The sequence below is a fragment of the Rhizobium sp. KNZ14-9A genome, from assembly GCF_056755015.1.
Genome location: NZ_JBPGXB010000002.1, coordinates 3,733,059 through 3,759,190 on the forward strand (window position 1 = coordinate 3,733,059; position 26,132 = coordinate 3,759,190).

The 26,132-nt window shown below is 60.6% G+C and carries 23 protein-coding genes and 1 tRNA gene; 10 read left to right on the top strand and 14 right to left on the bottom strand.

Going from position 1 to position 26,132, the window contains the following annotated elements; all coding sequences use genetic code 11:
* The first annotated feature begins 319 nt into the window (after window positions 1-319).
* Window positions 320-2,470 carry a polyribonucleotide nucleotidyltransferase gene (pnp, locus tag ACR9ZQ_RS25385; protein WP_007814154.1) on the top strand — a complete coding sequence of 717 codons (2,151 nt, stop codon included), beginning with the start codon at window positions 320-322 and terminating at the stop codon, window positions 2,468-2,470.
* Between the two features lie 131 nt (window positions 2,471-2,601).
* A complete protein-coding gene (locus ACR9ZQ_RS25390; RefSeq protein ID WP_481428989.1) occupies window positions 2,602-3,618 on the top strand; it encodes a class I SAM-dependent methyltransferase in 1,017 nt (338 codons plus the stop codon).
* A 46-nt stretch (window positions 3,619-3,664) separates the two neighbouring features.
* Here the strand turns inward: ACR9ZQ_RS25390 and fabI are convergent, their stop codons facing one another.
* From fabI to fabA, 3 genes are read right to left on the bottom strand one after another with little or no spacing between them, the layout of a single operon-like run.
* A complete protein-coding gene (gene fabI, locus ACR9ZQ_RS25395; protein WP_310379927.1) occupies window positions 3,665-4,471 on the bottom strand; it encodes an enoyl-ACP reductase FabI in 807 nt (268 codons plus the stop codon).
* Window positions 4,472-4,476: 5 nt separating this feature from the next.
* A complete protein-coding gene (gene fabB / locus ACR9ZQ_RS25400) occupies window positions 4,477-5,709 on the bottom strand; it encodes a beta-ketoacyl-ACP synthase I (protein ID WP_481428990.1) in 1,233 nt (410 codons plus the stop codon).
* A 46-nt stretch (window positions 5,710-5,755) separates the two neighbouring features.
* Window positions 5,756-6,271 (bottom strand): 3-hydroxyacyl-[acyl-carrier-protein] dehydratase FabA, encoded by a 516-nt coding sequence (fabA, locus tag ACR9ZQ_RS25405; RefSeq protein WP_007814145.1) that lies wholly within the window; start codon window positions 6,269-6,271, stop codon window positions 5,756-5,758.
* Between the two features lie 303 nt (window positions 6,272-6,574).
* Between fabA and irrA the strand changes: the two genes are divergently transcribed.
* Complete coding sequence (gene irrA / locus ACR9ZQ_RS25410; protein WP_310379931.1) at window positions 6,575-6,994, top strand: iron response transcriptional regulator IrrA; 420 nt, start codon at window positions 6,575-6,577, stop codon at window positions 6,992-6,994.
* Window positions 6,995-6,997: 3 nt separating this feature from the next.
* On the opposite strand, the gene ACR9ZQ_RS25415 is transcribed toward irrA, so the two are convergent.
* Window positions 6,998-7,633, bottom strand: a complete 636-nt coding sequence (locus tag ACR9ZQ_RS25415) for a trimeric intracellular cation channel family protein (protein ID WP_007814141.1) — start codon at window positions 7,631-7,633, stop codon at window positions 6,998-7,000.
* Between the two features lie 113 nt (window positions 7,634-7,746).
* Between ACR9ZQ_RS25415 and ACR9ZQ_RS25420 the strand changes: the two genes are divergently transcribed.
* Window positions 7,747-8,220: a hypothetical protein gene (locus tag ACR9ZQ_RS25420; RefSeq protein WP_113320580.1), complete on the top strand. Its 474-nt coding sequence runs from the start codon at window positions 7,747-7,749 to the stop codon at window positions 8,218-8,220.
* Between the two features lie 97 nt (window positions 8,221-8,317).
* On the opposite strand, the gene ACR9ZQ_RS25425 is transcribed toward ACR9ZQ_RS25420, so the two are convergent.
* From ACR9ZQ_RS25425 to ACR9ZQ_RS25435, 3 genes are all read right to left on the bottom strand, one after another.
* Window positions 8,318-9,040 (bottom strand): YoaK family protein, encoded by a 723-nt coding sequence (locus ACR9ZQ_RS25425; RefSeq protein ID WP_310379935.1) that lies wholly within the window; start codon window positions 9,038-9,040, stop codon window positions 8,318-8,320.
* A 153-nt stretch (window positions 9,041-9,193) separates the two neighbouring features.
* Window positions 9,194-9,269, bottom strand: a tRNA-Ala gene (locus ACR9ZQ_RS25430).
* Between the two features lie 148 nt (window positions 9,270-9,417).
* The gene (locus tag ACR9ZQ_RS25435) at window positions 9,418-9,798 is read right to left on the bottom strand and encodes a TIGR02300 family protein (protein WP_007814134.1); all 381 of its coding nucleotides are present in this window, start codon (window positions 9,796-9,798) and stop codon (window positions 9,418-9,420) included.
* A gap of 275 nt (window positions 9,799-10,073) precedes the next feature.
* On the opposite strand from ACR9ZQ_RS25435, the gene aroA reads away from it, so the two are divergent.
* From aroA to rpsA, 4 genes are all read left to right on the top strand, one after another.
* The gene (gene aroA / locus ACR9ZQ_RS25440) at window positions 10,074-11,426 is read left to right on the top strand and encodes a 3-phosphoshikimate 1-carboxyvinyltransferase (RefSeq protein WP_481428991.1); all 1,353 of its coding nucleotides are present in this window, start codon (window positions 10,074-10,076) and stop codon (window positions 11,424-11,426) included.
* Between the two features lies 1 nt (window position 11,427).
* On the top strand, window positions 11,428-12,069 hold the full coding sequence (locus ACR9ZQ_RS25445; protein ID WP_481428992.1) for an FMN-binding negative transcriptional regulator: 642 nt from the start codon (window positions 11,428-11,430) through the stop codon (window positions 12,067-12,069).
* Window positions 12,070-12,073: 4 nt separating this feature from the next.
* A complete protein-coding gene (gene cmk, locus ACR9ZQ_RS25450; RefSeq protein WP_310379940.1) occupies window positions 12,074-12,718 on the top strand; it encodes a (d)CMP kinase in 645 nt (214 codons plus the stop codon).
* Between the two features lie 177 nt (window positions 12,719-12,895).
* Window positions 12,896-14,599, top strand: a complete 1,704-nt coding sequence (rpsA, locus tag ACR9ZQ_RS25455) for a 30S ribosomal protein S1 (RefSeq protein ID WP_037100373.1) — start codon at window positions 12,896-12,898, stop codon at window positions 14,597-14,599.
* A gap of 142 nt (window positions 14,600-14,741) precedes the next feature.
* Here the strand turns inward: rpsA and ACR9ZQ_RS25460 are convergent, their stop codons facing one another.
* The 3 genes from ACR9ZQ_RS25460 to ACR9ZQ_RS25470 all read right to left on the bottom strand — a co-directional run bounded on the left by ACR9ZQ_RS25460 (window position 14,742) and on the right by ACR9ZQ_RS25470 (window position 17,442).
* On the bottom strand, window positions 14,742-16,265 hold the full coding sequence (locus tag ACR9ZQ_RS25460) for a hypothetical protein (protein ID WP_481428993.1): 1,524 nt from the start codon (window positions 16,263-16,265) through the stop codon (window positions 14,742-14,744).
* Window positions 16,266-16,483: 218 nt separating this feature from the next.
* The gene (locus tag ACR9ZQ_RS25465; protein ID WP_007814121.1) at window positions 16,484-17,110 is read right to left on the bottom strand and encodes a ribonuclease D; all 627 of its coding nucleotides are present in this window, start codon (window positions 17,108-17,110) and stop codon (window positions 16,484-16,486) included.
* Between the two features lie 122 nt (window positions 17,111-17,232).
* Window positions 17,233-17,442, bottom strand: coding sequence for a SlyX family protein (locus ACR9ZQ_RS25470; RefSeq protein WP_481428994.1), 210 nt, complete (start codon window positions 17,440-17,442; stop codon window positions 17,233-17,235).
* 170 nt (window positions 17,443-17,612) lie between these two features.
* On the opposite strand from ACR9ZQ_RS25470, the gene uxaC reads away from it, so the two are divergent.
* Both uxaC and ACR9ZQ_RS25480 read left to right on the top strand, forming a co-directional pair.
* Entirely contained in the window at window positions 17,613-19,028 is a 1,416-nt protein-coding gene (gene uxaC, locus ACR9ZQ_RS25475; RefSeq protein ID WP_481428995.1) for a glucuronate isomerase, read from the top strand.
* Window positions 19,025-20,482 (top strand): mannitol dehydrogenase family protein, encoded by a 1,458-nt coding sequence (locus tag ACR9ZQ_RS25480; protein WP_481428996.1) that lies wholly within the window; start codon window positions 19,025-19,027, stop codon window positions 20,480-20,482. The genes uxaC and ACR9ZQ_RS25480 overlap by 4 nt, the downstream gene beginning before the upstream one ends.
* An 82-nt stretch (window positions 20,483-20,564) precedes the next feature.
* Here the strand turns inward: ACR9ZQ_RS25480 and ACR9ZQ_RS25485 are convergent, their stop codons facing one another.
* From ACR9ZQ_RS25485 to ACR9ZQ_RS25500, 4 genes are all read right to left on the bottom strand, one after another.
* A complete protein-coding gene (locus ACR9ZQ_RS25485; RefSeq protein WP_310379953.1) occupies window positions 20,565-23,015 on the bottom strand; it encodes a GcvT family protein in 2,451 nt (816 codons plus the stop codon).
* Window positions 23,016-23,891: a phosphotransferase gene (locus ACR9ZQ_RS25490; RefSeq protein ID WP_310379955.1), complete on the bottom strand. Its 876-nt coding sequence runs from the start codon at window positions 23,889-23,891 to the stop codon at window positions 23,016-23,018. It lies immediately after the preceding gene.
* A 69-nt stretch (window positions 23,892-23,960) separates the two neighbouring features.
* Entirely contained in the window at window positions 23,961-25,037 is a 1,077-nt protein-coding gene (locus tag ACR9ZQ_RS25495) for an ABC transporter ATP-binding protein (RefSeq protein ID WP_310379957.1), read from the bottom strand.
* 16 nt (window positions 25,038-25,053) lie between these two features.
* A complete protein-coding gene (locus ACR9ZQ_RS25500; protein ID WP_481428997.1) occupies window positions 25,054-26,127 on the bottom strand; it encodes a Gfo/Idh/MocA family protein in 1,074 nt (357 codons plus the stop codon).
* Between the last annotated feature and the right edge of the window lie 5 nt (window positions 26,128-26,132).

Sequence of the window (26,132 nt, forward strand, 5' to 3'; positions counted from 1 at the left end):
GCGAAGCGCTTCGCCCGCCGATTGTTTTTCCGGGAGTGCGTCTCCCGATGACATTTTCCAGGCGCGCGCTATCTGTGTGAATGGAAAGACGGCAGTTCCGGATGGGCCGGATCTGCCAAACCAACCGTTGACCTGTCATGGGGCAGGATTGCCGGATGCTTTCGGCCAGAGTTTCACAAGAGCTTTGGCCCGATTTCCCGAGGGAAATCGTCCGCTCGAAGCTTCCCGTTGTCTTGCCCGTGATGCGTCACACTGATTGTGGTCGACGCTATGCTGCTCCTCACGGAGACGGCGCGTTGGCTGCATTGAAGGACAAGACATGTTCGATACACATAAAGTAGAAATCGAGTGGGCAGGCCGCCCGCTCAAGCTTGAGACCGGCAAGATCGCCCGTCAGGCTGACGGCGCTGTACTCGCCACCTACGGCGAAACCGTGGTTCTCGCGACCGTCGTTTCCGCCAAGGCGCCGAAGCCCGGCCAGGACTTCTTCCCGCTGACGGTCAACTATCAGGAAAAGACCTATGCAGCCGGCAAGATCCCCGGCGGCTATTTCAAGCGCGAAGGTCGCCCGAGCGAAAACGAAACCCTCGTTTCCCGCCTGATCGACCGCCCGATCCGTCCGCTCTTCCCGGAAGGCTACAAGAACGACACGCAGGTCGTCGTCACCGTCATCCAACACGACCTCGAGAACAACCCGGACATCCTGTCCATGGTTGCAACCTCCGCTGCGCTGACGCTATCAGGCGTTCCCTTCATGGGCCCGGTCGGCGGCGCACGCGTCGGCTACATCAATGGCGAATACGTTCTCAACCCGCATCTCGACGAGATGGATGAATCGAGCCTCGACCTTGTCGTCGCCGGCACTTACGATGCCGTCCTGATGGTCGAATCCGAAGCCAAGGAGCTTCCGGAAGACGTCATGCTCGGCGCCGTCATGTTCGGCCACAAGGGCTTCCAGCCGGTTCTCGACGCGATCATCAAGCTCGCTGAAGTTGCCGCCAAGGAACCGCGTGACTTCCAGCCGGAAGACTACTCCGCTCTCGAATCCGAAATGCTCGGCCTTGCCGAAGGTGAACTTCGCGAAGCCTACAAGATCACCCAGAAGGCCGACCGCTACGCCGCCGTCGACGCCGTCAAGGCGAAGGTGAAGGCGCACTTCCTCCCGGAAGAGGGCGAAGCCCGCTACACGGCCGAAGAAGTCGGCGCGATCTTCAAGCACCTGCAGGCCAAGATCGTCCGCTGGAACATCCTCGACACCAAGAGCCGCATCGATGGTCGCGACCTCGAAACCGTTCGTCCGATCGTATCCGAAGTCGGCCTTCTGCCGCGCACGCATGGTTCGGCGCTCTTTACCCGCGGTGAAACGCAGGCGATCGTGGTTGCCACGCTCGGCACCGGCGAAGACGAGCAGTATGTCGACAGCCTGACGGGCATGTACAAGGAGCGCTTCCTGCTCCATTACAACTTCCCTCCCTACTCGGTTGGCGAAACCGGCCGCATGGGCTCCCCGGGTCGCCGTGAAATCGGTCATGGCAAGCTCGCATGGCGCGCAATTCGCCCGATGCTGCCTTCCGCCGAACAGTTCCCCTACACGCTGCGCGTCGTCTCCGAGATCACCGAGTCGAATGGCTCGTCCTCGATGGCTACCGTCTGCGGCACTTCGCTCGCTCTGATGGACGCAGGCGTTCCGCTTGCCAAGCCGGTTGCCGGTATCGCCATGGGCCTGATCCTCGAAGGCGATCGCTTCGCCGTCCTCTCCGACATTCTCGGTGACGAAGATCACCTCGGCGACATGGACTTCAAGGTGGCAGGTACTGCTGACGGCATCACCTCGCTGCAGATGGACATCAAGATCGCCGGTATCACCGAAGAGATCATGAAGGTCGCTCTTGGCCAGGCCCAGGGTGGTCGCGCCCACATTCTCGGCGAAATGGCGAAGGCCATCACCGAAAGCCGTGGCCAGCTCGGCGAATTCGCTCCGCGCATCGAAGTCATGAATATTCCGGTCGACAAGATCCGCGAAGTCATCGGCTCCGGCGGCAAGGTCATCCGCGAAATCGTCGAAAAGACCGGCGCGAAGATCAATATCGAGGACGACGGTACCGTCAAGATCGCCTCCTCCTCGGGCAAGGAAATCGAAGCGGCCCGCAAGTGGATCCACTCGATCGTCGCCGAGCCGGAAATCGGCCAGATCTACGAAGGCACTGTTGTCAAGACCGCCGATTTCGGCGCCTTCGTCAACTTCTTCGGCGCCCGTGACGGTCTCGTCCACATCTCGCAGCTTGCTTCCGAGCGTGTCGCGAAGACCCAGGACGTCGTCAAGGAAGGCGATAAGGTCTGGGTCAAGCTGCTCGGCTTCGACGAACGCGGCAAGGTTCGCCTGTCCATGAAGGTCGTCGACCAGGCCACCGGCCAGGAAATCCCGGCTGCTGAAAAGGGCGACAAGAAGAAGGATGAAGCGGCCGAATAAGCCGCGCCTTCTCCGCTGATATCCGGGCGCGGGACTGTTTCCGCGCCCTTTTTGTATTCGACCTTTGCGCAATTGCGGACGAAAACCGCTGCGCAGTTTCCTGGAATTGCTCCAGATGACGGGACCAGATCATGAGCCGCGAGACGCTGAAAACCCTTTTCCACCCCTTTGCCAGCGAAACCGTCGCGCCGCCAGGCGAAGGCGAGCGCGTGCTCTTCCTCGGCGCAGAGGCGGGCTTCGCCCTGCCTGAGGGCTTTGCCGCGTCCCTGGAGGCCGTACAGGGCTTCAAGCCGCTCTACAGGCAGCTTCTGGCGCAGCGCATCGAGGCGAAGCCGGAGATCGACGGTGAAGACTATGACGCAGCGCTCGTGCTCTGCACCAAGCACAAGGGCGAAAACGAAGCCAATATCGCCGCTGCCCTTTCCCGCGTGAAGGCCGGTGGGCTGATCGTCGTCGCCGGCGGCAAGGAAGACGGCATCCAGCCGCTGCGCAAGCGTGTGGAAGGTTTCGGCCTCGATACCGAGCATATGCCGAAATATCATGGCGTCGCCTTCTGGTTCGGCCGGCCGGCCGATGTCAGCGAGATCGTTGCGAAGTTCGGCAAGTCGCCGGTTCGCGTCGACGGCCGCTTCATTGCCTCGCCCGGCATGTTCTCGCATGACCGGCTTGACGCCGGTTCGCAGCTTCTCGCCTCGCGCCTGCCGACCGATTTTACCGGCGATGCGGCCGATTTCGGCGCCGGCTGGGGCTATCTCTCCGCCGAACTTGCACAGAAGTCTCCTAACCTTGCCCGCCTTGACCTCTACGAGGCCAACTACGAGGCCCTGGAGGTCGCCAAGGCCAATCTGGCGGAGAACTGCCCGGACGCGCCTGTGCGCTTCTTCTGGCACGATCTGGCGGGCGAGCAGGTGCGAGACAAATACGATCTCGTCATCATGAACCCGCCCTTTCATGAGGGCCATGCGGCTGAGCCCTCACTCGGACAGGCAATGATCAAAACGGCGGCCTCTTCGCTGCGCGGCGGCGGGCGGCTGATGCTGGTGGCTAATCGCGGCCTGCCTTATGAGCCGGTGCTTGCGGAGCATTTCAAGGATAGCGGCGAAACCTGCCGCAATGCCCGCTTCAAAGTGTTGTGGGCACGTAAATAAAAAAGGCGGCCGATGGCCGCCTTTTCTTTTTAAGCCTTGTCCGGCCTTACTCGACGTCTGCCTTGCGCAGCGTCTCCAGTGTCGGCATGGAGGTGATGTTGTAGCCGGCATCCACGAAGTGGATTTCGCCCGTCACGCCCATCGAGAGATCCGAAAGCAGGTACAGCGCGGAGCTGCCGACGTGATCGATAGTCACGGTCTTGCGCAGCGGTGCATTGCGCTGGTTCCACGACAGGATGGCACGGGCATCGGAAATGCCAGCGCCGGCGAGCGTGCGGATCGGGCCTGCCGAGATAGCGTTGACGCGGATGCCGCGCGGACCGTAATCGGCAGCCAGATAGCGCACGGAAGCTTCCAGAGCAGCCTTAGCGACGCCCATGACGTTGTAGTTCGGGATGACGCGCGTGGAGCCGTTATAGGTCAGCGTCAGCATGGTGCCGCCATCTTCCATCAGCGGCGCACAGCGCTTGGCGATTTCCGTGAAGGAGAAACAGGAGATGACCATAGTGCGGCTGAAGTTCTCGCGCGTCGTATCGGCGTAGAGGCCCTTCAGTTCATTCTTGTCGGAAAAGCCGATGGCATGGACGATGAAATCCAGCTTGCCCCAGCGCTCCTTGATCGTGTCGATGACCGTGTCGACCGAAGCGATGTCCTCGACATCGCAAGGCAGAAGAAAATCGGAATTGACTTCGGCTGCAAGCGGCTTGACGCGCTTGCCAAGCGCATCTCCCTGGAAAGTGAAAGCCAGCTCGGCGCCCTGGGCAGCGAGCGCCTTCGAAATTCCCCAGGCGATAGAATGGTTGTTTGCGACGCCCATGATGAGGCCGCGCTTACCCTGCATAATTCCGGTCATTGTTATTATCCGTTGTAGCGCTGGAACACGAGCGTGGCGTTGGTGCCGCCGAAGCCGAAGGAATTGGAGAGGGCAATGTCGATCTTGGCATTGTCGATACGCTTGCGGACGATCGGCACGCCTTCGAATTCCGGATCGAGTTCCTTAATATGCGCGCTTTCGCCGATGAAGCCTTCCTGCATCATCAGCAGCGAATAGATCGATTCCTGCACACCGGCGGCACCGAGCGAATGGCCCGTGAGTGACTTGGTGGACTGGATGTGCGGCAGCTTCTCGCCGAAAACCGCGCGGATGGCGCCGATTTCCTTGCTGTCGCCGACCGGCGTCGACGTGCCGTGCGTGTTGATGTAGTCGACATCGCCCTTCACGGTTGCCAACGCCTGACGCATGCAGCGGATGGCACCCTCGCCCGAGGGAGCGACCATGTCATAGCCATCGGAGGTTGCGCCGTAGCCGATGATTTCGGCATAGATCTTGGCACCGCGCGCCTTGGCATGTTCCAGCTCCTCGAGGACGAGCACACCAGCGCCGCCGGCGATGACGAAGCCGTCACGGCTGACGTCATAGGCTCGAGAAGCGGTATCCGGCGTGTCGTTGTACTTGGAGGACATGGCGCCCATGGCATCGAAGAGGTTCGACATGGTCCAGTCGAGATCTTCGTGGCCGCCGGCAAACATCAAGTCCTGCTTGCCCCACTGGATCATTTCAACGGCGTTGCCGATGCAGTGCGCTGACGTGGAGCAGGCAGACGAGATCGAATAGTTGACACCGTGGATCTTGAACCAGGTGGCAAGCGTTGCGGACGCGGTGGACGACATGGCCTTCGGCACGGCGAAGGGGCCGATGCGCTTCGGGCTGTTATTCTTGACGGTGATCTCGGCTGCTTCGATGAGCGTGCGCGTGGACGGACCGCCGGAACCCATGATGATGCCGACGCGCTCGTTTTCGCTGTAGTCCTTGTCTTCCAGGCCGGAATCGGCGATCGCCTGCTTCATGGCGACATGGTTCCAGGCGCCGCCCTGCGAGAGGAAGCGCATGGCGCGACGATCGACCAGTTCGGCGAGCTTGTCGGCGCCGAGCTTGGGGCTGCCCCAGACCTGGCACTTGAAGCCGTGTTCGGCGAAATCGCTGGAGAAGGAAATACCGGACTTTGCCTGGCGCAGGGATTCGGTGACTTCGGCCGCGTCGTTTCCGATCGAAGACACGACACCTAGACCCGTGACAACTACCCGTCTCATCTGATCAAACCCTTGTTGTTTTCGTGAGCCGCTCGAAACGCGGTTTTCAGGCCGTCTTGTCTTTCGAGAGACCGACGCGAAGATCGGTCGCCTGATAAATGGTTTCGCCATCCGCCTTCAGCCAGCCATCGGCAGTGCCGAGCACCAGACGGCCGCGCATGACGCGCTTGAAGTCGATACCGTATTCAATCAGCTTCGTGTGCGGGCGGACCATGCCCTTGAACTTCACTTCGCCGGTCGAGAGCGCCATGCCGCGGCCCTGTTCCCCGAGCCAACCCAGATAGAAGCCGGTCAGCTGCCACATGCCGTCAAGGCCAAGGCAGCCGGGCATGATCGGGTTGCCTTCGAAATGGCAGGGGAAATACCAGTCGTCAGGGCGAACATCGTATTCGGCCCGCAGATAGCCCTTGTCGAAGGCGCCGCCCGTTTCAGAGATATCCGTGATGCGATGAACCATCAGCATAGGCGGCAAAGGCAGCTGCGCATTGCCAGGCCCGAACAGCTCGCCATGTGCGCAGGCGATAAGTTCTTCATACGAGTAGCTGGACTGTCTGGTCGTCATAAATCTCTGTTTCCCCCCGCGTTCTTGGCGATGGATGTGTGTCTTTAGTCCAAGTTCACTAGAAAATGAAGCGCAAGCATGGCGGCTTCATTTCTTCGTTCCGGACCGGGCCTGAGCCAGTATTTGGTGGTCGCATACAGGAAGGCCAAGGCCGCGACCAGACCTAATTGCGTCAAAAGCCCGTTTTTGCGGCCTTTCGAAGGCTCTTGTCCCCATTGAACTATTGAAAGGCTTTTGCGCAAAAGTTATATCGCTTTGAACAAACATGATTGCTTTTCGCCAGAATAACCGGAGTTGGTGTTAATGACGGGTGAAACCCCGATCGCCATTGAGGTCAGGCTGCGTAGCGCAGGCCTGCGTCCCACCCGCCAGCGCGTCGCGCTTGGCGACCTCCTGTTTGCCAAGGGCGACCGGCACTTGACCGTCGAGGAACTGCACGAGGAAGCAGTCACCGCTGGCGTGCCGGTTTCGCTCGCGACGGTCTACAACACGCTGCATCAGTTCACAGAAGCCGGCCTTATCCGCGTTCTCGCCGTCGAGAGTGCCAAAACCTATTTCGACACCAATGTCTCCGATCACCATCACTTTTTCGTCGAAGGCGAAAACGAGGTGCTCGATATTCCGATCAGCAATCTGACGATCGCCAATCTGCCGTTGCCGCCCGAGGGCATGGAAATCGCCCATGTCGACGTGGTGATCCGTCTGCGGCAGAAGCAGGGCTGACTTTTACATCACATCGTCAGGATGTCGGCCAGGCATGTGCTTGTAGGTCGGGAATGTCCAGCCGAACCACAGGGCGCCGCCGCGCACTGCGAAGGCTGCTGCGACACCACAAGCCGATGCGATATAGAGCTCGGCGCCAAGCGCATTGACGCCGGTAAAGACGCCCGATCCCACCAGGGCCGCCGTCACGTAAATTTCCGGGCGCAGCAGCACGGATGGTTCGTTTGCCAGGAGATCGCGCAGGATGCCGCCGAAGGTCGCCGTCAGGGCGCCAGTGACAATGGCGATCGTCGGCGAGCCGGTCGCGGCCAGCCCCTTGGCGGCGCCGAGCACGCAATAGGCGGCAAGACCGACCGCATCGAGCCAGATCAGCAGGCGATAGCGCGATTCCAGGAGATGGGCGGTAAAGAAGACGACGACACCCGCAATGCAGCAGATGACGATATAGAACGGGTTCAACACCCAGAAGACCGGCACGCGGCCGAGAATGATATCGCGCACGGTACCGCCGCCCGTCCCCGTCACGATCGCGAAAAACAGGAAGCCGATCAGGTCGAGCTGCTTGCGCGAGGCGGCCAGCGCGCCGGTTGCGGCAAAGAGGGCAATGCCGGCGTAATCGAGATAGACGAGCAATGACATCGAGGCCTCCAGACCGGCGGAACGAGGCACACTGAATCATTGCGGCAAGGGCGGCGCAAGGCGGCGCGTACAGAATGGAAGGCCAGAGAGCCTTTATCCATAAGAGGAAAGCCGTGAAGACGCTGTTGCCTGTACTCCTGAACATCGTTCTGCTGCTGGTCATGCCGGTCGCGGCTTTCGCACAGCAATCGCTGATCTCCGACCCGGAGATCTATGAGAAGAAGCATTTCCAGGAACAATGCACGGAAGCATCCTTCGGTGACGGTTTCCTCATCCGCCAGGATATCAACAATGACGGCCTCATGGACGTGGTCGTCAACGAGGGCGAACTCACCTGCGACGGCCAGAAGGGTCCGCAGTGCAACGAAGACGGCTGCACCTATAATTTTTATCTGCAGGTGGCCGAAGGCGGCTACTTCATGATCGCGACGGCGCAGATCTTTGGCTACGACTTCGTCCAGCGTTTCGGCAATATGGTGCTCGCCATGAAAATGAACCCGCGCTTCTGCGATCGCACCGGCGGCGACCCTTGCATCGTCACCACCCGCGTGCGGGGTACGAAATTCGTCACCATCTCCAAGAAATAAGCCTCAGATCGGAAAGAACGCCGAGGCGAGGCCGTACCGTTCGCGAAGAGTGGTCCCAGGTTCTCTGCGTTCAGGCTCGGCTGGGTGGTGACGGCGGTTATCTGGCACGCGCCGAATGCGGGCCGGAGGCTCCGATCTTTTGATTGAACCGACGCTGCAGTGGGCGCGGAATAAACAGGGCGACAATCGCCAGCGCCATCGCGAAAACGGAGACCAGCCACAGCGCCTGCGCGCCCACAAGACGCGTCATGAGGGCCCCGCTGATGGCACCGAGCACCATGCCGCCCCATGGCACGATCTGGATGGTCCAGTCGAGGCGCCGGTCGCCAATGATCCAGCGGCCTATGCCGCGACCGAAACGCGACAGCGCGCCGGTCACATAGGTCAGGCCGATCGGCAGCCCCTCTATATGCTCGACCGCTGCATTCACCATGCCCATTGCGAGAACGATCGTATAGAAACGTGTCATCAACAGATCCTGCAGCGTCATCATAGAGGCTAGTGCCAGCATGAGGCTGACGCAGCAGAGCACGACGAAGATGCGCCGCTCCGCGCGATGCGCAACGACAATGCCGGCGGCATTGCCGAGCACGAAGACGATGATGGCCGACACAAGCACGGCGGCATGCCTGACATCGCCGCTGCTCAGCGCCAATGCCGCCCGCGTCGTATTGCCGGTCATGAAGGATACGAAGTCCCCGGTCAGAAGCAGGCCTGTCGCATCCGTCATTCCCGCAAGGAAGGAAATCGAGCCAACCAGCGCCAGTCCGGTCGCGGTCCTGCGGGTTCTGATGATGCGGCGGCGTCTTGCTCGTGTCATGGGTTCGGGTCCGGGAAGCGCCGAATCGGCTGGCCTCAACGCAGGATATAAGAACCTGATTTCAGCCGTCAGCAAAAGTGGCAACCAGACAGCTTTTGACAAATGTCAGTTATGCTGACCTGAAGTGCTTACTGAACTGCATTTGGAGAGATTTGGTGGAGCTAAGCGGGATCGAACCGCTGACCTCTTGCATGCCATGCAAGCGCTCTCCCAGCTGAGCTATAGCCCCATCAGGGTGGTCCGGCTTGCGCCGGTCCTGGGATACTCCGAAGGCGATCCCTTTGGAGTGGCGGCTTATTACTTGCGGTTTTCGCAGATGGCAAGCCTAAAAAATCCGGCCCGGGAAATTTTTGTCATCCGGGCCGGTATTCGTTCGCTCAGACTTCGTCTTCGTCGCCGGTGACGCCGATGATATCGCTCATGTCGTCATCTTCGTCATCTTCATCGGCTTCGAGGAAGGTATCGTCGTCATCGCCTTCGATTTCGACATCGTCATCGCCGATATCGGGGATATCGTCGCCGGAAGCACTGTCATCGGCGTCTTCGAGCGAAACCAGTTCGACTTCGGTGTTTTCGGTATCGACTTCTGCAACCTCGTCCTCATCCTGAACTTCAGCAATTGCCGAGGTTTCTTCGAAGAAGGACAGGGGGTAGGATTTACCGGTGTAGGGGGAGACGATCGGGTCCCGGTTCAAGTCGTAGAACTTCTTGCCGGTTTCCGGATCGGTGCGCTTGGTTCCAAGTTCCGCTTTCGCCACTATAAGCCTCGTGAGAATGGCCGAATGCGAGATTCGGCAAATGCCGTCAAACCGGCGTTCTATTCGGAATTTATAAGCCGGTCCCCTTAATCGCTACGGCTTCCCATGTCAAAGCCAAACTGCAGAAGGTACTTCAGGCTTTTGCCCGGCATTCCGGATGACCGCTCGGCAAGTTTGTGCTAACCAGCCGCGATTGCAGCAATGCCGACCGGAAAAACATGCCGGCGCCGAGCTGTGAGTGGCGCGAATATATTGCCTTTGCAAGGGATTAACCCATGTCGCAGGGTTCCGCATCGAAGCCGGCCGTCGCCCGCAGATCCTCCGGGCTTTCCGGAATCATCCGTATTCCCGGCGACAAGTCGATCTCGCATCGCGTGCTGATACTCGGCGGGCTGGCATCGGGGGAAACGCGCGTTACCGGGCTTCTCGAAGGTGAGGATGTGCTCAATACCGGCAAGGCAATGCAGGTTATGGGCGCCGTGATCCGCAAGGAGGGCGACGCGTGGATCATCAACGGAACAGGCAACGGCGCATTGCTTGCACCGGAGGTTCCGCTCGATTTTGGCAATTCCGGCACCGGCGCGCGCCTGACCATGGGCCTTGCAGGCGTCTATGATTTCGATACCGTCTTTACCGGTGACGCCTCGCTTTCCCGGCGGCCGATGGGCCGCGTGCTCGATCCGTTGCGCCGCATGGGCGTGCAGGTGAAGGCGGTGGAGGGCGACCGCCTGCCCGTCATGCTGCGCGGGCCGGAAACGCCGGCTCCGATCCGCTACACCCTGCCCGTCGCCTCGGCGCAGGTGAAATCGGCGGTGCTGCTGGCCGGTCTCAATGTACCGGGTGTGACGACGGTTATCGAGCCGGCGATCACGCGTGACCATACCGAAAAGATGCTGGCTGGCTTCGGCGCGGAACTGTCAATCAAGACCGACAGGGACGGCACGCGGACGATCCGGCTGCAAGGCCGCGGCAAGCTGACCGGCCAGACGATCGACGTGCCTGGCGACCCCTCCTCCGCCGCGTTCCCGCTGGTGGCGGCTTTGCTGGTGCCGGGCTCGGACGTCACCATTTCCAATGTGCTGATGAGCCCGACGCGGACGGGACTGATCCTGACGTTGCAGGAGATGGGCGCCGATATCGAGATCCTCGATCCGCGGCTTGCGGGCGGCGAAGATGTCGCGGACCTGCGCGTGCGCCACTCCGAGTTGACCGGTGTCACCGTTCCGACAGATCGGGCACCGTCGATGATCGATGAATATCCGGTTCTTGCCGTTGCCGCCGCCTTTGCCAAGGGCCGAACGGTGATGAACGGCCTGCAGGAACTGCGGGTCAAGGAGTTGGACCGGCTCTCGACTGTGGCGGAAGGGCTGAAGCTCAACGGGGTCGAATGCGAAGAAGGCAAGGACTGGCTTTCCGTCACCGGCCGGCCGGATGGCAAGGGGCTCGGCAATGCTGCCGGCGAGCAGGTCATCACGCATCTCGACCATCGTATCGCCATGAGCTTCCTTGTCATGGGGCTGGCTTCGGAGCATCCTGTCGGTATCGACGACAGCAGTATGATTGCAACCAGCTTTCCGCAGTTCATGGATCTGATGAAGAGCCTCGGGGCGAAGATCGAGCAGGCCTGATATGTACCAGCCACCACATTTCTGCGAAGACGATCTCAATGTGCAGCATGCGCTGATCCGTGCGCATCCGCTTGGCCTGCTGATCACGGCGGCGGCTTCCGGGCTGATCGCCAATTCCGTGCCCTTCCATCTCGACGCCGGCGCATCAGAGAAGGGAACGCTGCGGCTGCATCTGGCGCGGGCAAATGGGCAGTGGCGGGACATTGCTGCAGGTGCGCCGGTGCTTGCCGTCTTCCAGGGCGCGGATTCCTATGTCACACCGTCTTGGTACCAGACCAAGGCCGAGACCGGCAAAGTGGTGCCGACCTGGAACTATGCGATCGTGCAGGCACGCGGACTGGCACGGGTGATCGAGGATGCTGGCTGGCTGCTTGCGCAGATCAATGCAATTACCGGCGAACATGAGGGCCAGCGTGAGAAACCATGGTCGGTCGGCGATGCGCCAGAGGAATTTATCCGTGCGCAGCTCAAGGGCATTATCGGCGTCGAAATCGAAATCGCCGAGATCGAAGGCAAATGGAAGGTGAGCCAGAACCGGCCGGTCGCCGACCGCGAGGGTGTTGCAAAGGGCCTCGACGAGATGGCAGAGCAAGCCGAAATGCAGGAACTGGTACGCCGTTACGGCGGCCTCGGCACGGAATGACTTCATGACCGGCAGCTTCATCATCGCCATTGACGGCCCTGCCGCGGCAGGCAAGGGCACGCTTTCGCGCAGGATCGCGGAGCAGTACGGCTTTCACCATCTCGACACCGGCCTCACCTACCGGGCGACCGCCAAGGCGCTGATCGATGCCGGGCTCCCGCTCAATGACGAGACGGTCGCTGAAAAGATGGCGCTCGAGGTTGAACTCGCGGGTCTCGATCGCGATATATTGTCGAGACATGAGATTGGCGAAGCCGCCTCGAAAATTGCGGTGATGCCGGCGGTTCGCCGGGCGCTCGTTGAGGCGCAGCGGCGGTTTTCCGAGAAGCTGCCGGGGACAGTTCTCGACGGGCGCGATATTGGCACCGTCGTCTGCCCCGCGGCACCTGTGAAGCTCTATGTGACGGCGTCGCCAGAAGTGCGCGCAACACGCCGTTACGACGAGATCATCAGCAAGGGCGGCGTAGCGGATTTCGAGGCGATTTTCGAAGACGTCAAGCGACGCGACGATCGCGACATGAACAGGGCGGACAGCCCGATGAAACCGGCAGTCGATGCGCACTTGCTTGACACGTCGGAAATGAGTATAGAGGCCGCGTTTCAAGCCGCTAAGTCGTTTATCGACGTCGCCTTGAGCCGAAATGCCTAATCAAGCGGTTTTCCGCGCTTCGTGCGCGGGACGCTCATGCGAAAGCAAGCCTGAAATTCCGTCCACGCGCCGGATTGCCTTCTTGAAAGAAGGCGGACTGGGTTCAGGCCCATTCAACTCGAACCAACCGGCGCATACGTGAGCCTTGAAGCTATCGAAGGCCACGCAGGAGATTTTATGTCAGTAGCTACTCCCTCTCGCGAGGATTTCGCGGCCCTTCTCGAAGAGTCCTTTGCCAAGAACGATCTGGCTGAAGGCTATGTTACCAAGGGTATCGTCACGGGCATCGAAAAGGATGTCGCCGTTGTTGACGTTGGCCTGAAGGTCGAAGGCCGCATCGCGCTCAAGGAATTCGGCGCACGTGCCAAGGACGGTTCGCTGAAGGTCGGCGACGAAGTCGAAGTATACGTCGAGCGCATCGAAAACGCGCTTGGCGAAGCTGTTCTGTCGCGCGAGAAGGCTCGCCGCGAAGAAAGCTGGATCAAGCTCGAAGCCAAGTTCGAAGCTGGCGAGCGCGTCGAAGGCGTTATCTTCAACCAGGTCAAGGGTGGCTTCACGGTCGACCTCGACGGTGCGATCGCCTTCCTTCCGCGTTCTCAGGTCGACATCCGTCCGATCCGCGACGTTACGCCCCTCATGCACAACCCGCAGCCCTTCGAAATCCTCAAGATGGACAAGCGCCGCGGCAACATCGTGGTTTCGCGCCGTACGGTTCTGGAAGAATCCCGTGCCGAGCAGCGTTCTGAAATCGTTCAGAACCTCGAAGAAGGCCAGGTTGTTGACGGCGTCGTCAAGAACATCACCGATTACGGTGCGTTCGTTGACCTCGGCGGCATCGACGGCCTGCTGCACGTCACCGACATGGCATGGCGCCGTGTGAACCATCCGTCGGAAATCCTGAACATCGGCCAGCAGGTCAAGGTTCAGATCATCCGCATCAACCAGGAAACCCACCGTATCTCGCTTGGCATGAAGCAGCTCGAGTCCGATCCGTGGGATGGCATCCAGGCCAAGTATCCGGAAGGCAAGAAGATTTCCGGTACCGTTACGAACATCACCGACTACGGTGCGTTCGTCGAGCTGGAGCCGGGCATTGAAGGCCTGATCCACATCTCGGAAATGTCCTGGACCAAGAAGAACGTTCACCCCGGCAAGATCCTGTCCACGAGCCAGGAAGTCGAAGTCGTCGTTCTCGAAGTCGATCCGTCCAAGCGCCGTATTTCGCTCGGCCTCAAGCAGACGCTGGAAAACCCGTGGGCAGCATTCGCCCGCAGCCATCCGGCCGGCACTGAAGTCGAAGGCGAAGTCAAGAACAAGACCGAATTCGGCCTGTTCATCGGCCTCGACGGCGATGTCGACGGCATGGTTCACCTCTCTGACCTCGACTGGAACCGTCCGGGCGAACAGGTCATCGAGGAGTTCAACAAGGGCGACGTCGTCAAGGCAGTCGTTCTCGACGTCGACGTCGAGAAGGAACGCATCTCGCTCGGCATCAAGCAGCTCGGCAAGGATGCAGTCGGCGAAGCAGCAGCTTCCGGCGACCTGCGCAAGAATGCAGTCGTTTCCTGCGAAGTCATCGCGATCAACGACGGCGGTATCGAAGTGAAGCTCGTCAACCACGAGGACATCACTTCCTTCATCCGTCGCGCCGACCTCGCCCGCGACCGCGACGAGCAGCGTCCTGAGCGCTTCTCGGTCGGCCAGACCGTCGACGCCCGCGTTACCAACTTCTCCAAGAAGGACCGCAAGATCATGCTGTCCATCAAGGCTCTGGAAATCGCGGAAGAGAAGGAAGCCGTTGCTCAGTTCGGTTCGTCCGACTCGGGCGCTTCGCTCGGCGACATCCTCGGCGCGGCTCTGAAGAACCGCGGCGGCGAATAATCCTTCGCTGATCCATTGAAATGAAGAACCCGCCGGAGCGATCCGGCGGGTTCTTTCGTTTTGGGAGATTGTCTAGGGCTCTTTGTACCCACGCAATTCCGGACGCAAAACCGCTGCACACTTTTGCTGGAATTGTTCCGGATTATTCCCAGCCGACCATGCGCTGGTAGAGGGCATAGACCGGGTCGGTGACCGTTGCCGGAGCAGTAGACGGATCGGGATCAAACATTTTCGGCTGGCGCCGCTCCTCCCGCGGGGCTTCCTCCCCGCCGGCCTGCTGCTCGTCGCCGCCCTGACCGGATTGCGGCTGCTGTTGCTGCTGATCCTGCGAGCCGCCGTTTTCGTGATGGCGACGAGGGGGGTCATCGGCCTTGGTCGCCTTATATTCATCGCGGGCGAACTGGTAAGGCGTTTGCGCGTAGGGAAGCCCTTCCGGCATGCGGGCTGCGAGCGGAACATAGGAAGGCGTCTCGACAACCGGGATGGGAACCGGCTGCGGCTGTGCGGCGATTTCTCTGACGGGACGCGCCGTCTGGGCAGCCGCAGCGATTTCTGCCTGAGATGGGCGAGAAGCCTGCGCGGCCTGGGCAGATGCAGGCTCGACCACATCTTCCGGGGTTGTGCGAACCAGGCTCTCCGTCGCCTCGCTGATGACGGCCTCGTCCAGCATAGCATCGATTTCGACGGCGGCTTCGACAGGCGTATCCGTCAACAGGACAGTTGCCTCCTGCGCGCGGATGATCGTTGCGATCATCTGCGAAACCTGTTCGGTCATGGAGCTTGCGATGCCGGTCCAGTTGCGCGGAATAACCGGATCAGCCTTGGCGGAGATTGTCTGCTGCTCGAGAGCGGGTTCGGCCTGTTCCGGCTCGACCACTTCCTGGTCTACCGGTGCAGCCTGGACTTCTTCTGTCTCTCTCGGCGTAGTTGCCTGCGATGAAGCTTCATGCGCCGCTGCCGTGGGCTGACTGCCAGTCTTCTGATCCTCAACGGTTGGATCGGTCGCCACGACAACAGTCGCTTCGGCCGGAACGATTTCTTCGGCAGCAGGCATCGCTACATTTTCAGCCGTTTTTGCTGCGGACTGACGTGCAGTGGGCAGGTTTTCTCCCTGAAGCTTGATTTCCGGCCGCGGCTCGGTGCGCGGCAGCGGCGCGGCATCGTTCTGGCGATAAGAGCGGACGACGGCGCGGGCTGCGAGATCCCTGTCCTTGTAGCTGATAATCTCGAGATAGGCGATGACACGGGTGGCCTCCGGCCCGGTCGGGTCCTTGAGGGCTGCGGCGATCATTCTCAACGGCAGGCTATGTCCGTCATCGGAAAGCTGGTGCTCGACCGCATCGATCTCGGCGTCGGGCATGCGACGGATGGCATCAGCGACACGGGCGGCAAAGGCCTGATCGGATTCACCTTCACCACGCTGCAGCGCGATGGTGCGTCCCGTAGCATTGATGATGTCGAGAAGCGCTTCAATCATGCGCTGGCGCGCGGCGATGAGCAGAATATTGAGCTTGCCGGCAATCGCGGCATTGAGGTCTGCTGCTTCAACTGCATTTACCGGGGTGGGGGCGACCACCGAACGGCCGAGGCCACCGGCAACGATCGCCGCCGTCTGACCCTGAGAAGAAAGGCTTGCATTGGACGCCGAACGAATGGGAGACAACACAGGCACGCTCCTTTCGCAAAGTGGCTATGAAAGCAGGTCGTACAACGAGACCGCGCTCATCCGGCCCCTTGCATCCCGGCAGATCCTCCTGTCCGCATCGGCGTATTTCGCGCCGTCGAATGCATAAAAATTAAGAATAATGTTACTGAAAATACCTTAACGAATAGCTAACGGCCGAAGACGCCCAGTCTACGACCTTGCCTGCATGTCCGATAACCTCAGCTATGGGCGAAGATATCCGCCTCTTCCCAGCCGAGAAGATCGAGCTTGGCGCGCGTCGGCAGGAATTCGAAACAGGCCGTCGCATGTTCCAGGCGGCCGTCGCGAATCAGGCGCTCATTTAGCTTGTCGCGCAACGCGTGCAGGTAGAGCACGTCGGAGGCGGCATATTCGAGCTGCGCCTGCGAGAGTGTTTCAGCAGCCCAGTCGGAAGATTGCTGCGTCTTGGAGATATCGACGTCGAGCATTTCCTTGAGATTATCCTTCAGGCCGTGGCGATCGGTGTAAGTACGGATGAGGCGCGAGGCGATCTTCGTGCAGAAGACCGGCGTCGCGGTGACGCCGAACGTATGGAAGAGTACGGCGATATCGAAGCGGCCGTAATGGAATATCTTCTGGCGCGACGGATCGGCGAGCAGCGCGGTAAGGTTCGGCGCTTCCTTCTGGCCGGCCGCAATGCGGATCACATCGGCAGAGCCGTCACCCGGCGAAAGCTGCACGACGCAAAGGCGGTCCCGGCGCGGCACAAGGCCCAGCGTTTCGGTATCGATCGCGATCGCGCCGGTGTAACGGGCGGCATCCGCCGCGGAAATATCGCCCTGATGATAACGGATGGTGGCCGCCATGGGATGTCTCTCGTTCAGCTTCGTCTTTCCGGGCTATATCGCAAAGGGCGAAAGCGCGAAACCGCTTTCCTGCTGCAGGCAGCCCGCAGGCACCGCCGAGCACAGCTCGGCGGCATGGCCGCTCAGTAGTGCGGCGGCTTGGTGATCGCCGGCGCTTCCAGCGATTGCTCCTCGAGACTCAGAAAGCGCTCGGTCAATCGGTCAAGCTTGGCGCGCGTCTGCTCCATGACCTTCCATTGTTCGGCAAGCTGATCGGAAAGCTCATCGATCGTCTTAGCCTGATGGGCCAGCATTTCTTCGAGCCTTGTAAGGCGGGCTGCCTCGTCGGACATCGGTTTTCTCCCCTGATATCAGGTGGTATTCCAAAGCCGAAATAGGCGGGGGCGTCAATGGTTTCGAGCCCCCATAAAAACGATTCCGAAAGTGGACCGTCTGGTTACCAAAAGCCCTTGCCGCGTCTAATGATGTGGGGTAGGCCGTTATCCATCAGGGAGGAAAACTGATGGATGTAAGCAATGGCTTTCTTCATCCGGACCGGCTCTTTCCCGCCGATCCGGCAACGCGGACAATAGCGCGCGATCTCTATGAGACGGTGCGCGCTCTTCCGATCGTCAGCCCGCACGGGCACACCGAACCGTCCTGGTTCGCTGACGACAAGGCCTTCGAAGACGCCTCTTCGCTGCTTGTCATTCCCGATCATTATCTCTTCCGCATGTTACACAGCGCCGGCACCAAGCTTGACCAGCTCGGTGTACCGCGTCTCGACGGCAAAATGGTTTCGAGCGGCCGCGATATCTGGCGTGCTTTCGCCGCCAAATACCATCTTTTCCGCGGAACCCCGTCGAGCCTTTGGGTCGATCATGCCATGTCAGCCGTGCTCGGCTGCACCGAGCCACTGACGACTGATAACGCAGATGCGCTCTACGACCACATCAATGCGCAGCTCAAGCTTCCGGAGTTCCGGCCGCGGGCACTGCATCAGCGTTTCGGCATCGAAACAATTGCCACGACCGAAGGCGCGCTCGATCCGCTGCCGCATCACCAGAAGATGGCGGCGGACGGTTGGATCGGCAAAGTACGCACGACCTACCGGCCTGACGGCGTCACCGATCCCGATGCCGTTGGTTTCCGCGACAATCTGATCAAGTTCGGAGAGATCACCGGCTGCGACATCACCAAATGGGATGGCCTCATCGAGGCACATCGCAAGCGGCGCGCCTATTTCCGCCAGTTCGGAGCGACGGCGACCGACCACGGCGTGCCGACCGCCTTTACCGCCGATCTACCGCTTGCCGAGAAGCAAGCGCTGCTCGACAAGGCGCTGAAGGGACCGCTTTCAGCCGCCGATGCTGAACTTTTCCGCGGGCAGATGATGACGGAAATGGCCGGTCTTTCTGCCGAGGACGGCATGGTGATGCAGATCCATGCCGGTTCGCGCCGCAATACCGACCGCGAGCTTTTCGAGACGCGTGGCCCGAATATGGGCGCCGATATTCCGACGCGTACCGACTGGGTTGGCGGCCTCAACGCGCTGCTGTCGAAATACGGCCATGCACCAAGCCTGCGCATCCTGCTCTTTACGCTCGACGAGACGACCTATGCCCGGGAGCTCGCGCCGATGGCCGGCCATTGGGCCTGCCTGATGATCGGCCCGCCTTGGTGGTTCCACGACAGCCCGCTTGGCATCCGCCGTTACCTCGACCAAGTGGTGGAGACGGCTGGCTTTGCCAATCTCGCCGGCTTCAATGACGATACGCGTGCACTGCTGTCGATCCCCGCCCGCCATGATGTCTGGCGCCGCGAGATCTGCCGTTTCCTGGCACAGCTCGCCGTCGAGCACCGGATTTCCAGGAAAGAAGCCGAGATCGTCGCGCGCGAACTTTCCTATGACAATGCGAAGAAGGCCTACAAGCTGTGAGCGACAAACTGCAGAACGTGACCGGCCTTGCGCCGACAGCGAAGCTTCCTGCCTATGACCGGAATGCGCTGAAGGCCGGCATCCTGCATCTTGGCCCCGGCGCCTTCTTCCGTGCGCATTTCGCGCCTTTCACGGATGGCGCTCTGGCTGCTGCCGGCGGTGACTGGGGCATCGAAGTGGCGAGCCTGCGCACCCCCGATGTCGCGGATAATCTGTCCGCCCAGAACGGGCTCTATACGGTGCTGATCCGCGACACCTCGGGCACGACGGCCCACGTCGTCGGCTCGATCCTGAAGGCGCATGTGGCGCCGCGCGATCCGGCGGGCCTTCTGGCACGACTCGAAGACCCTGATATCCGCATCGTCAGCATGACAGTGACGGAAAAGGCCTATGGTTTCGATCCGGCAACCGGAGGGCTCGACCTCAAGCATCCCGATATCGTCGCCGACCTCGCCAACCGGCATGCGCCGCGCGGTGTCATCGGCTATCTCGTCGAGGGTCTGGCACGGCGCCGGCAGAAGGGCATAACACCCTTTACGCCGCTTAGCTGCGACAACCTGCCGAGCAACGGCGCGGTGCTTAAGCGTCTGGTGCTGGAATTCACTGCCCGCATCGATCCGGAACTGCATGGCTGGATCGAGGCGAACGTGCCCTTTCCTTCGACGATGGTCGACCGTATCACGCCGGCAAGCACCGATGCGACCTATGCCGATGCCAAGCGGCTGACGGGCCGCACGGACATGGCAGCAATCGAGACGGAACCCTTTACCCAATGGGTGATCGAGGACCATTTCGTCAACGGTCGTCCGGCCTGGGAGAAGGTTCACGGCGCGCTGATGGTCGAGGAAGTCTCGGCCTATGAAAAGATGAAGCTGCGCATGTTGAACGGCGCGCATTCGCTGCTCGCCTATCTTGGCTATACAGCAGGCTATGAATTCATCCGCGACGTCATGGATGATGCAGGACTTTCAGCACTTGCGCGCCGGCACATGAATGCGGCAGCGGCAACGCTGGATCCGGTTCCCGGCATCGATCTCGACACCTATGCGGACGAATTGATAGCACGCTTTGCAAACAAGGCGATCGCCCACCGCACCTATCAGATCGCCATGGACGGCACGCAGAAACTGCCGCAGCGTCTGCTGGAACCAGCAACGGAAGCGCTTGCCAAGGGCAACAAGGCGGAGACCTATGCAATCGCCGTCGCCGCCTGGATGCGCTATGCTATCGGCATCGATCGCAATGGCGAACGCTACGAACTGCGTGACCCACGGGCGGGAGAGATTGCAGCACTTCTCGACGGTGTGCCGCGCAATGGCGGAGCGGTTTCGGCAGCTCTGTTCGGCTTGCCAGGCTTGTTCCCGAAGGCGCTTACCGGGAATGTCGCCTGGACGGAAGATGTGGCGAACAAGCTGGAGATCCTGATCCAGGACAACAGGCTGCCGCTATATTGAAGGGTTAGCGAAACTTCCTCATCCCTATACGTGCCACAGGGATGAGGAAACATCCGGGGAATTTTCCCCCGTCACAAGCGTTCTAGGCCCTTATCCTCTGCATCTCGGGGTCATAGAGTGGTTTCAGGCTAACCTTGCAGGACACGCGCTCGCGGGCGACATCCAGTTCATAAGTGCCGGAGAGGACAAAATCCTCCGTTACACCATCAGGGTTACGGACATAGCCGTAACCGATCGGCCTGCCGAGGGTGTAGCCGAAGCCGCCGCTGGAGAGCCAGCCGACACGCTTACCGTCACGATAGATGGTTTCGCGGCCGAGCAGAACGATATCGGGATCGTCAGGCACGAAGCAGGCGAGCATCTTTTTCACACCGCCTTCGAGCTGGCGCTCGATCGCCTCGCGCCCCTTGAAGGGCGTGTTCTTCCGCATCTTCACAGCCCAGCCGAGACCGGCTTCAATAGGCGTGTGGTCGGGGCCGATATCGGAGCCCCAGGCGCGGTAACCCTTTTCCAGGCGGCAGCTTTCAATGGCACGGTAACCGGCATTGACGAGGCCGAACTGCCCGTCCGCCGCCATCAGCGCATCATAGACGGTCGTCGCATATTCAATCGGCACATGCAGTTCGTAGCCGAGCTCGCCGACATAGGTGATGCGCAGAGCCCGCACGGGGCAACCGGCAATGCCGATGGTCCTGACGCGGCTGAAGGGGAAGGCAGCGTTGGAGACGTCGCTGGTCGTGACCTTTTCCAGGATGACACGGGAATTCGGCCCCATCAGCGACAGTACGGTGTAGGCCGAGGTGACATCGACGAGTTCGGCGTGAAGGCCATCCGGAATGTTGCGCGAGATCCAGTCGAAATCATGCGTGGCAAAGCCGGTGCCGGTGACGATGTAATATTCGTTCTCGGCGATGCGGGCGCAGGTGACGTCGCATTCAATGCCGCCCTTGTCGTTCAGCATCTGCGTGTAAATCAGCGATCCCTCGGGCTTTGCCACATCGTTGGCGGCAATCCATGACAATGCTGCTTCTGCATCCCTGCCCTTCAGCACGAATTTGGCGAAGGAGGTCTGGTCGAAGATGACCGCTGCCTCGCGCACGGCCTTGTGCTCGCGGCCAACGGCATCAAACCAGTTCTGGCGGCCGTAGGTATAGATATCCTTCGGCTCTTCATTGGCGAAGAGATCGGCAAACCAGTTCGGCCGCTCCCAGCCGAGCTTTTCGCCGAAGCAGGCGCCCTGCGCCTTCAACCGTTCATAAAGCGGAGACTTGCGGCAAGGGCGGCCGCTCGAGTATTCCTCGAAGGGGAAGGCCAGCGTGTAGTGTTTGCCATAGGCCTCCAGCGTTCTCGTGCGAACCCAGTCCGTATCGAAATGCGGGCGGCCGAATCGGCGGATATCGACCGGCCAGAGGTCGTAGGGCGGCTCGCCCTTCGTCACCCATTCGGCAAGCGCCATGCCGGCACCACCGGCCGAGGCGATACCGAAAGCGTTGAAGCCGGCGCCGACGAAGAAATTCTTCAACTCCGGTGCCTCGCCGAGAATGAAGTTGCCGTCGGGCGTAAAACTCTCAGGCCCGTTCAGAAGCTGCTTGATACCAGCATTTTCGAGCGCCGGGACGCGGCCGAGAGCCTGCTCCATGATCTGCTCGAAATGATCGAAATTGCTGTCGAGCAGCGTGTAGTGGAAACCATCAGGGATGCCGTCCAGCGCCCAGCCGATGGGGTTCGGCTCGTAACCGCCCATGACCATGCCGCCGACCTCCTCCTTGTAATAGGTGAGGCGATCAGGATCGCGCAGGGTCGGAAGATTGGAGGGCACGCCGAAGGATTCGGTGATGATATATTGATGCTCGACGGAGACGAGCGGGACATTGACGCCGAAGCGGGCGGCGAAACTGCGGGTCCATTGGCCAGCGCAGACCACGACCCGTTCGCATTCGATGCGGCCTTGTCCGGTGATGACGGCGCGGATCCTGCCCCTGTCGATTTCGAGATCGAGAACTTCAGTGTCGTCGAAGATAGAGACGCCGGCCATGCGGGCGCCTTTTGCCAGCGCCTGAGTGATGTCGGAGGGATTGGCCTGACCATCCGTCGGCAGATACGCGGCGCCGACGAGATCGTCTGTCGTCATCAGCGGCCAGAGATCGAAAGCTTCCTGCGGGTTCAGGAGATGCATTTCTAGGCCGAAGGACTGAGCCGTGGTCGCCTGACGCTTGACCTCCGTCCAGCGCTCCTCGTTACAGGCAAGCCGCAGGCCGCCATTCATCTTCCAGCCGGTGCCGAGACCTGTCTCGGCTTCGAGCTTCTTATAGAGATCGACGGAATATCCCAGAAGCTGGGTGATGTTGGCGCTGGTGCGCAATTGGCCGACGAGGCCGGCGGCGTGGAATGTCGTGCCTGACGTCAGCTTCTTGCGCTCAAGGAGCACCGTATCGGTCCAGCCGAGCTTGGCCAGATGATAGGCGGTCGAGCAGCCGATGATGCCGCCGCCGATGACCACGGCCTTTGCCGTCTTCGGTAATTCCTTCGTCATTCAATGATCCTGTTCAAATGCCCGATAGGCGCGCTCGAAGCGGGCGAGATTTTCGGCGGTATAGGCAGCGTAGTCGAAATCGATGGTGGAATGGATCTCGGAGATCATACTCCAGAGCGTCTCGCGCAGCAGCGAGGCGCATTTCATGGCCCGATAGCGGCGGCTGAGATCATCCGTCAGCGGTCGATCGAAATAAGTCTCCAGCATGAGGCGCTCCGCCTCGCCCGAAAACTCGCTGTTGGAGGCAAGACCACCGAGATCGAAGAGCGGCGTGTTGAAGCCCGCATAATCCCAATCGATCAGCCAGAGCCGCCGGCCATCGTCGAGGAAATTAGTGGCCAGAAGATCATTGTGGCCGAAGGCGATTTCGAAGGGACCTGCCGCCGCCTCGAGACGCTCCGCCTTCTCAAGCAGGGCGTTCAGCAACGGCACATACGGACTGTTTGCGGCCCTCAGGTTCGCGACATAATCCCGGATTACATGGAAGACCCAGAAGATCATCGCCTGACCACGGAAATGGCGGGCCATGTCGTGATGGCAGGCACGGATCAACAGAATGACACGAGCAAGCGTTTCCGGCTTGCGGATGCCCTCGGGTGACAGCGGTGCGGCATCGATGAAGTCGAGAACCAGCACACCTGGCACGTGATGGATAACGGCAGGCGAGATGCCGGCCGCATGGGCGGCTCGGCTCGCCGCAAGCTCGTTCTGCCTGCTGATATGATGGACCGGAATATCATCGCCCAGACGGACGACGCGCCGCAGCGCGCCATCCCTCACCAGGTAATTCCGGTTGGTGAGGCCGCCGGTGATCGGGGCTATGTCGATCGGGCCTTGCCAGATGCCAAGCGCATGAATCCTCTCTTCAGGCGTCACGCGTATCCCCCTCTTAGCCCTCAATGAAATGATGGGCTTGAGAGGGATCGGCTGTCAAGCCGGGCTGATTTAGATCGTCTTGCCGGCATCATCAAAGACATGACACCGCGCCGGATCGAAGGAGGCCTTCACATTGGTGCCGCGTTCGACCTTTTGCTGGCCATCGAGTGCGATGGTGAGCGGCTGATTGTCCGGCGTCGTGGCGTATAGCATCGTGGCACCGCCGAGATTTTCGACCAGATCTACATTGACGGTCGAAAGGACGGCGCCGCCCTCCGCCAAGGAAAGATGCTCGGGGCGGATGCCGAAGGTGACGTTCTGGCCAGCCTGACCGGCAAGCCTGCGACCGAGCTGAATGGAATTGCCGCAGACATTGACCGTCGAGCCAGTGTCTGTGACGCTCTCGATCTTTGCACTCAGGAAATTCATCTTCGGGCTACCGATAAAGCCGGCGACGAAGCGGTTGGCGGGGTTGTTGTACAGGTCGAGCGGGGCGCCAACCTGTTCGATGCGGCCGGAATTCAGGACGACGATCTTGTCGGCCATCGTCATGGCCTCCACCTGATCGTGGGTGACATAGATCATCGTGTTGCCGAGGCTGCGGTGCAGGCGGGAAATCTCCACGCGCATCTGCACGCGCAGTTCGGCATCAAGGTTGGACAGCGGCTCGTCGAAGAGGAAGATGCGCGGCTCGCGCACGATGGCGCGCCCGATCGCCACGCGCTGGCGCTGGCCGCCTGATAGTGCCTTCGGCTTGCGCTCGAGCAGCTTCTCGATCTGCAGGATCTGCGCGGCACGGCGCACCTTCGGTTCGATCTCGGCCTTCTTGTAGCCCGCGGTTTCCAGGCCGAAGGCGAGGTTCTTGTAAACCGACATGTGCGGATAAAGAGCGTAGGACTGGAAGACCATGGCGATGCCGCGCTTGGCGGGCGTCACTTCGTTCATGCGCTCATTGTCGAGCAGCAGCGCGCCGCCGGAGATTTCCTCAAGGCCGGCGATCATGCGCAGCAGCGTGGACTTGCCGCAGCCCGAAGGGCCGACGAAGACGGCGAATTCGCCGGGATCGATCGTCAGGTCGATGCCGTGAATGACGTCGAGCTGGCCATAACGCTTCTCGACCTTCTGAAGAACGACACTCGTTGCCATGTTCCGAAATCCCCTCTTATTTGGTTCTTGCACGCCAGTCGGCGTATTTCGGGCTGTCAGGACCGATCGGCAGGGCGACATCGGCGCCGCTATCGGAGGATTGATAGATGGCAGTGACCAGCTCCAGCGCGCGCCTTGCATCCGCGCTCGTCACCGGAAGCGGTCCTTTGCCCATCAGATAATCGTGGAAGCGCAGCATCTGCGTGTTGAAGCGCAGCGGCACGGGCTGCCAGTCGGCGATGACAGCATCGATCTCCGCCTGTACTTCATCGTCGGCAGCGATGATCTGCCAGGGATCCTGGCCGGGCGCATAGGCCTCATGATTGCTTTCGAAGGTGATGTTTTCGAAATGAAGCCTGAGCCGGCTGATTTCGTTCTGCGAACCGAGCGTGCAGGACAGCGAGACGAAGGCGCCGTTCTGCATCTGCAGGCTGACGGAGGCGCAATCTTCCACCTCGATCTCGTTGACACGGGTTGCCACGCGGCCGAACACGCGGGTTGCCGGGCCGGCGAGATAAAAGAGCATGTCGTGCAGATGGAGCGCATGGGTGACGAGTACGCCACCGAGTTCGGTTTCCCATTTGCCGCGCCAGGGCACGGCATAATATTCCGGCTTGCGGCGCCAGAAGGTCTCGACCGAGCCCATGTAGAACTTGCCGGCGAGACCGCCATCGATGATGCGCTTGGCCTTCTCGACGCCATCGCCATAGCGATACTGGAAGATCGGCATCAGTGTGCCTTTGGCAGTCTTTTCTGCCGCGATGATTTCGTCGGCACTGGCGAGCGAGCCGGTGAGCGGCTTTTCACAGACCACATGCTTGCCGGCGGCCAGGGCGGCTATGACCTGCTCCTTATGGATGCCGGGCGGCGTGCAGATATCGATGATGTCGATGCTGTCATCGGCAAGCAGTTCATCGAAGGAGGTCGTGCGCCATTCGATGCCGAATTCGTTGCCGACCGTCTTCAGGCGCTCCTCGTTCAGGTCGCAGATCGCCACGACCTTGAACTTGTCCGGATGCGGCAGATAACCCTCGACGATGTGAGAGCGGCCGATACCGCAGCCGATGATAGCGACTGTCTTGATGCTCATGTCAT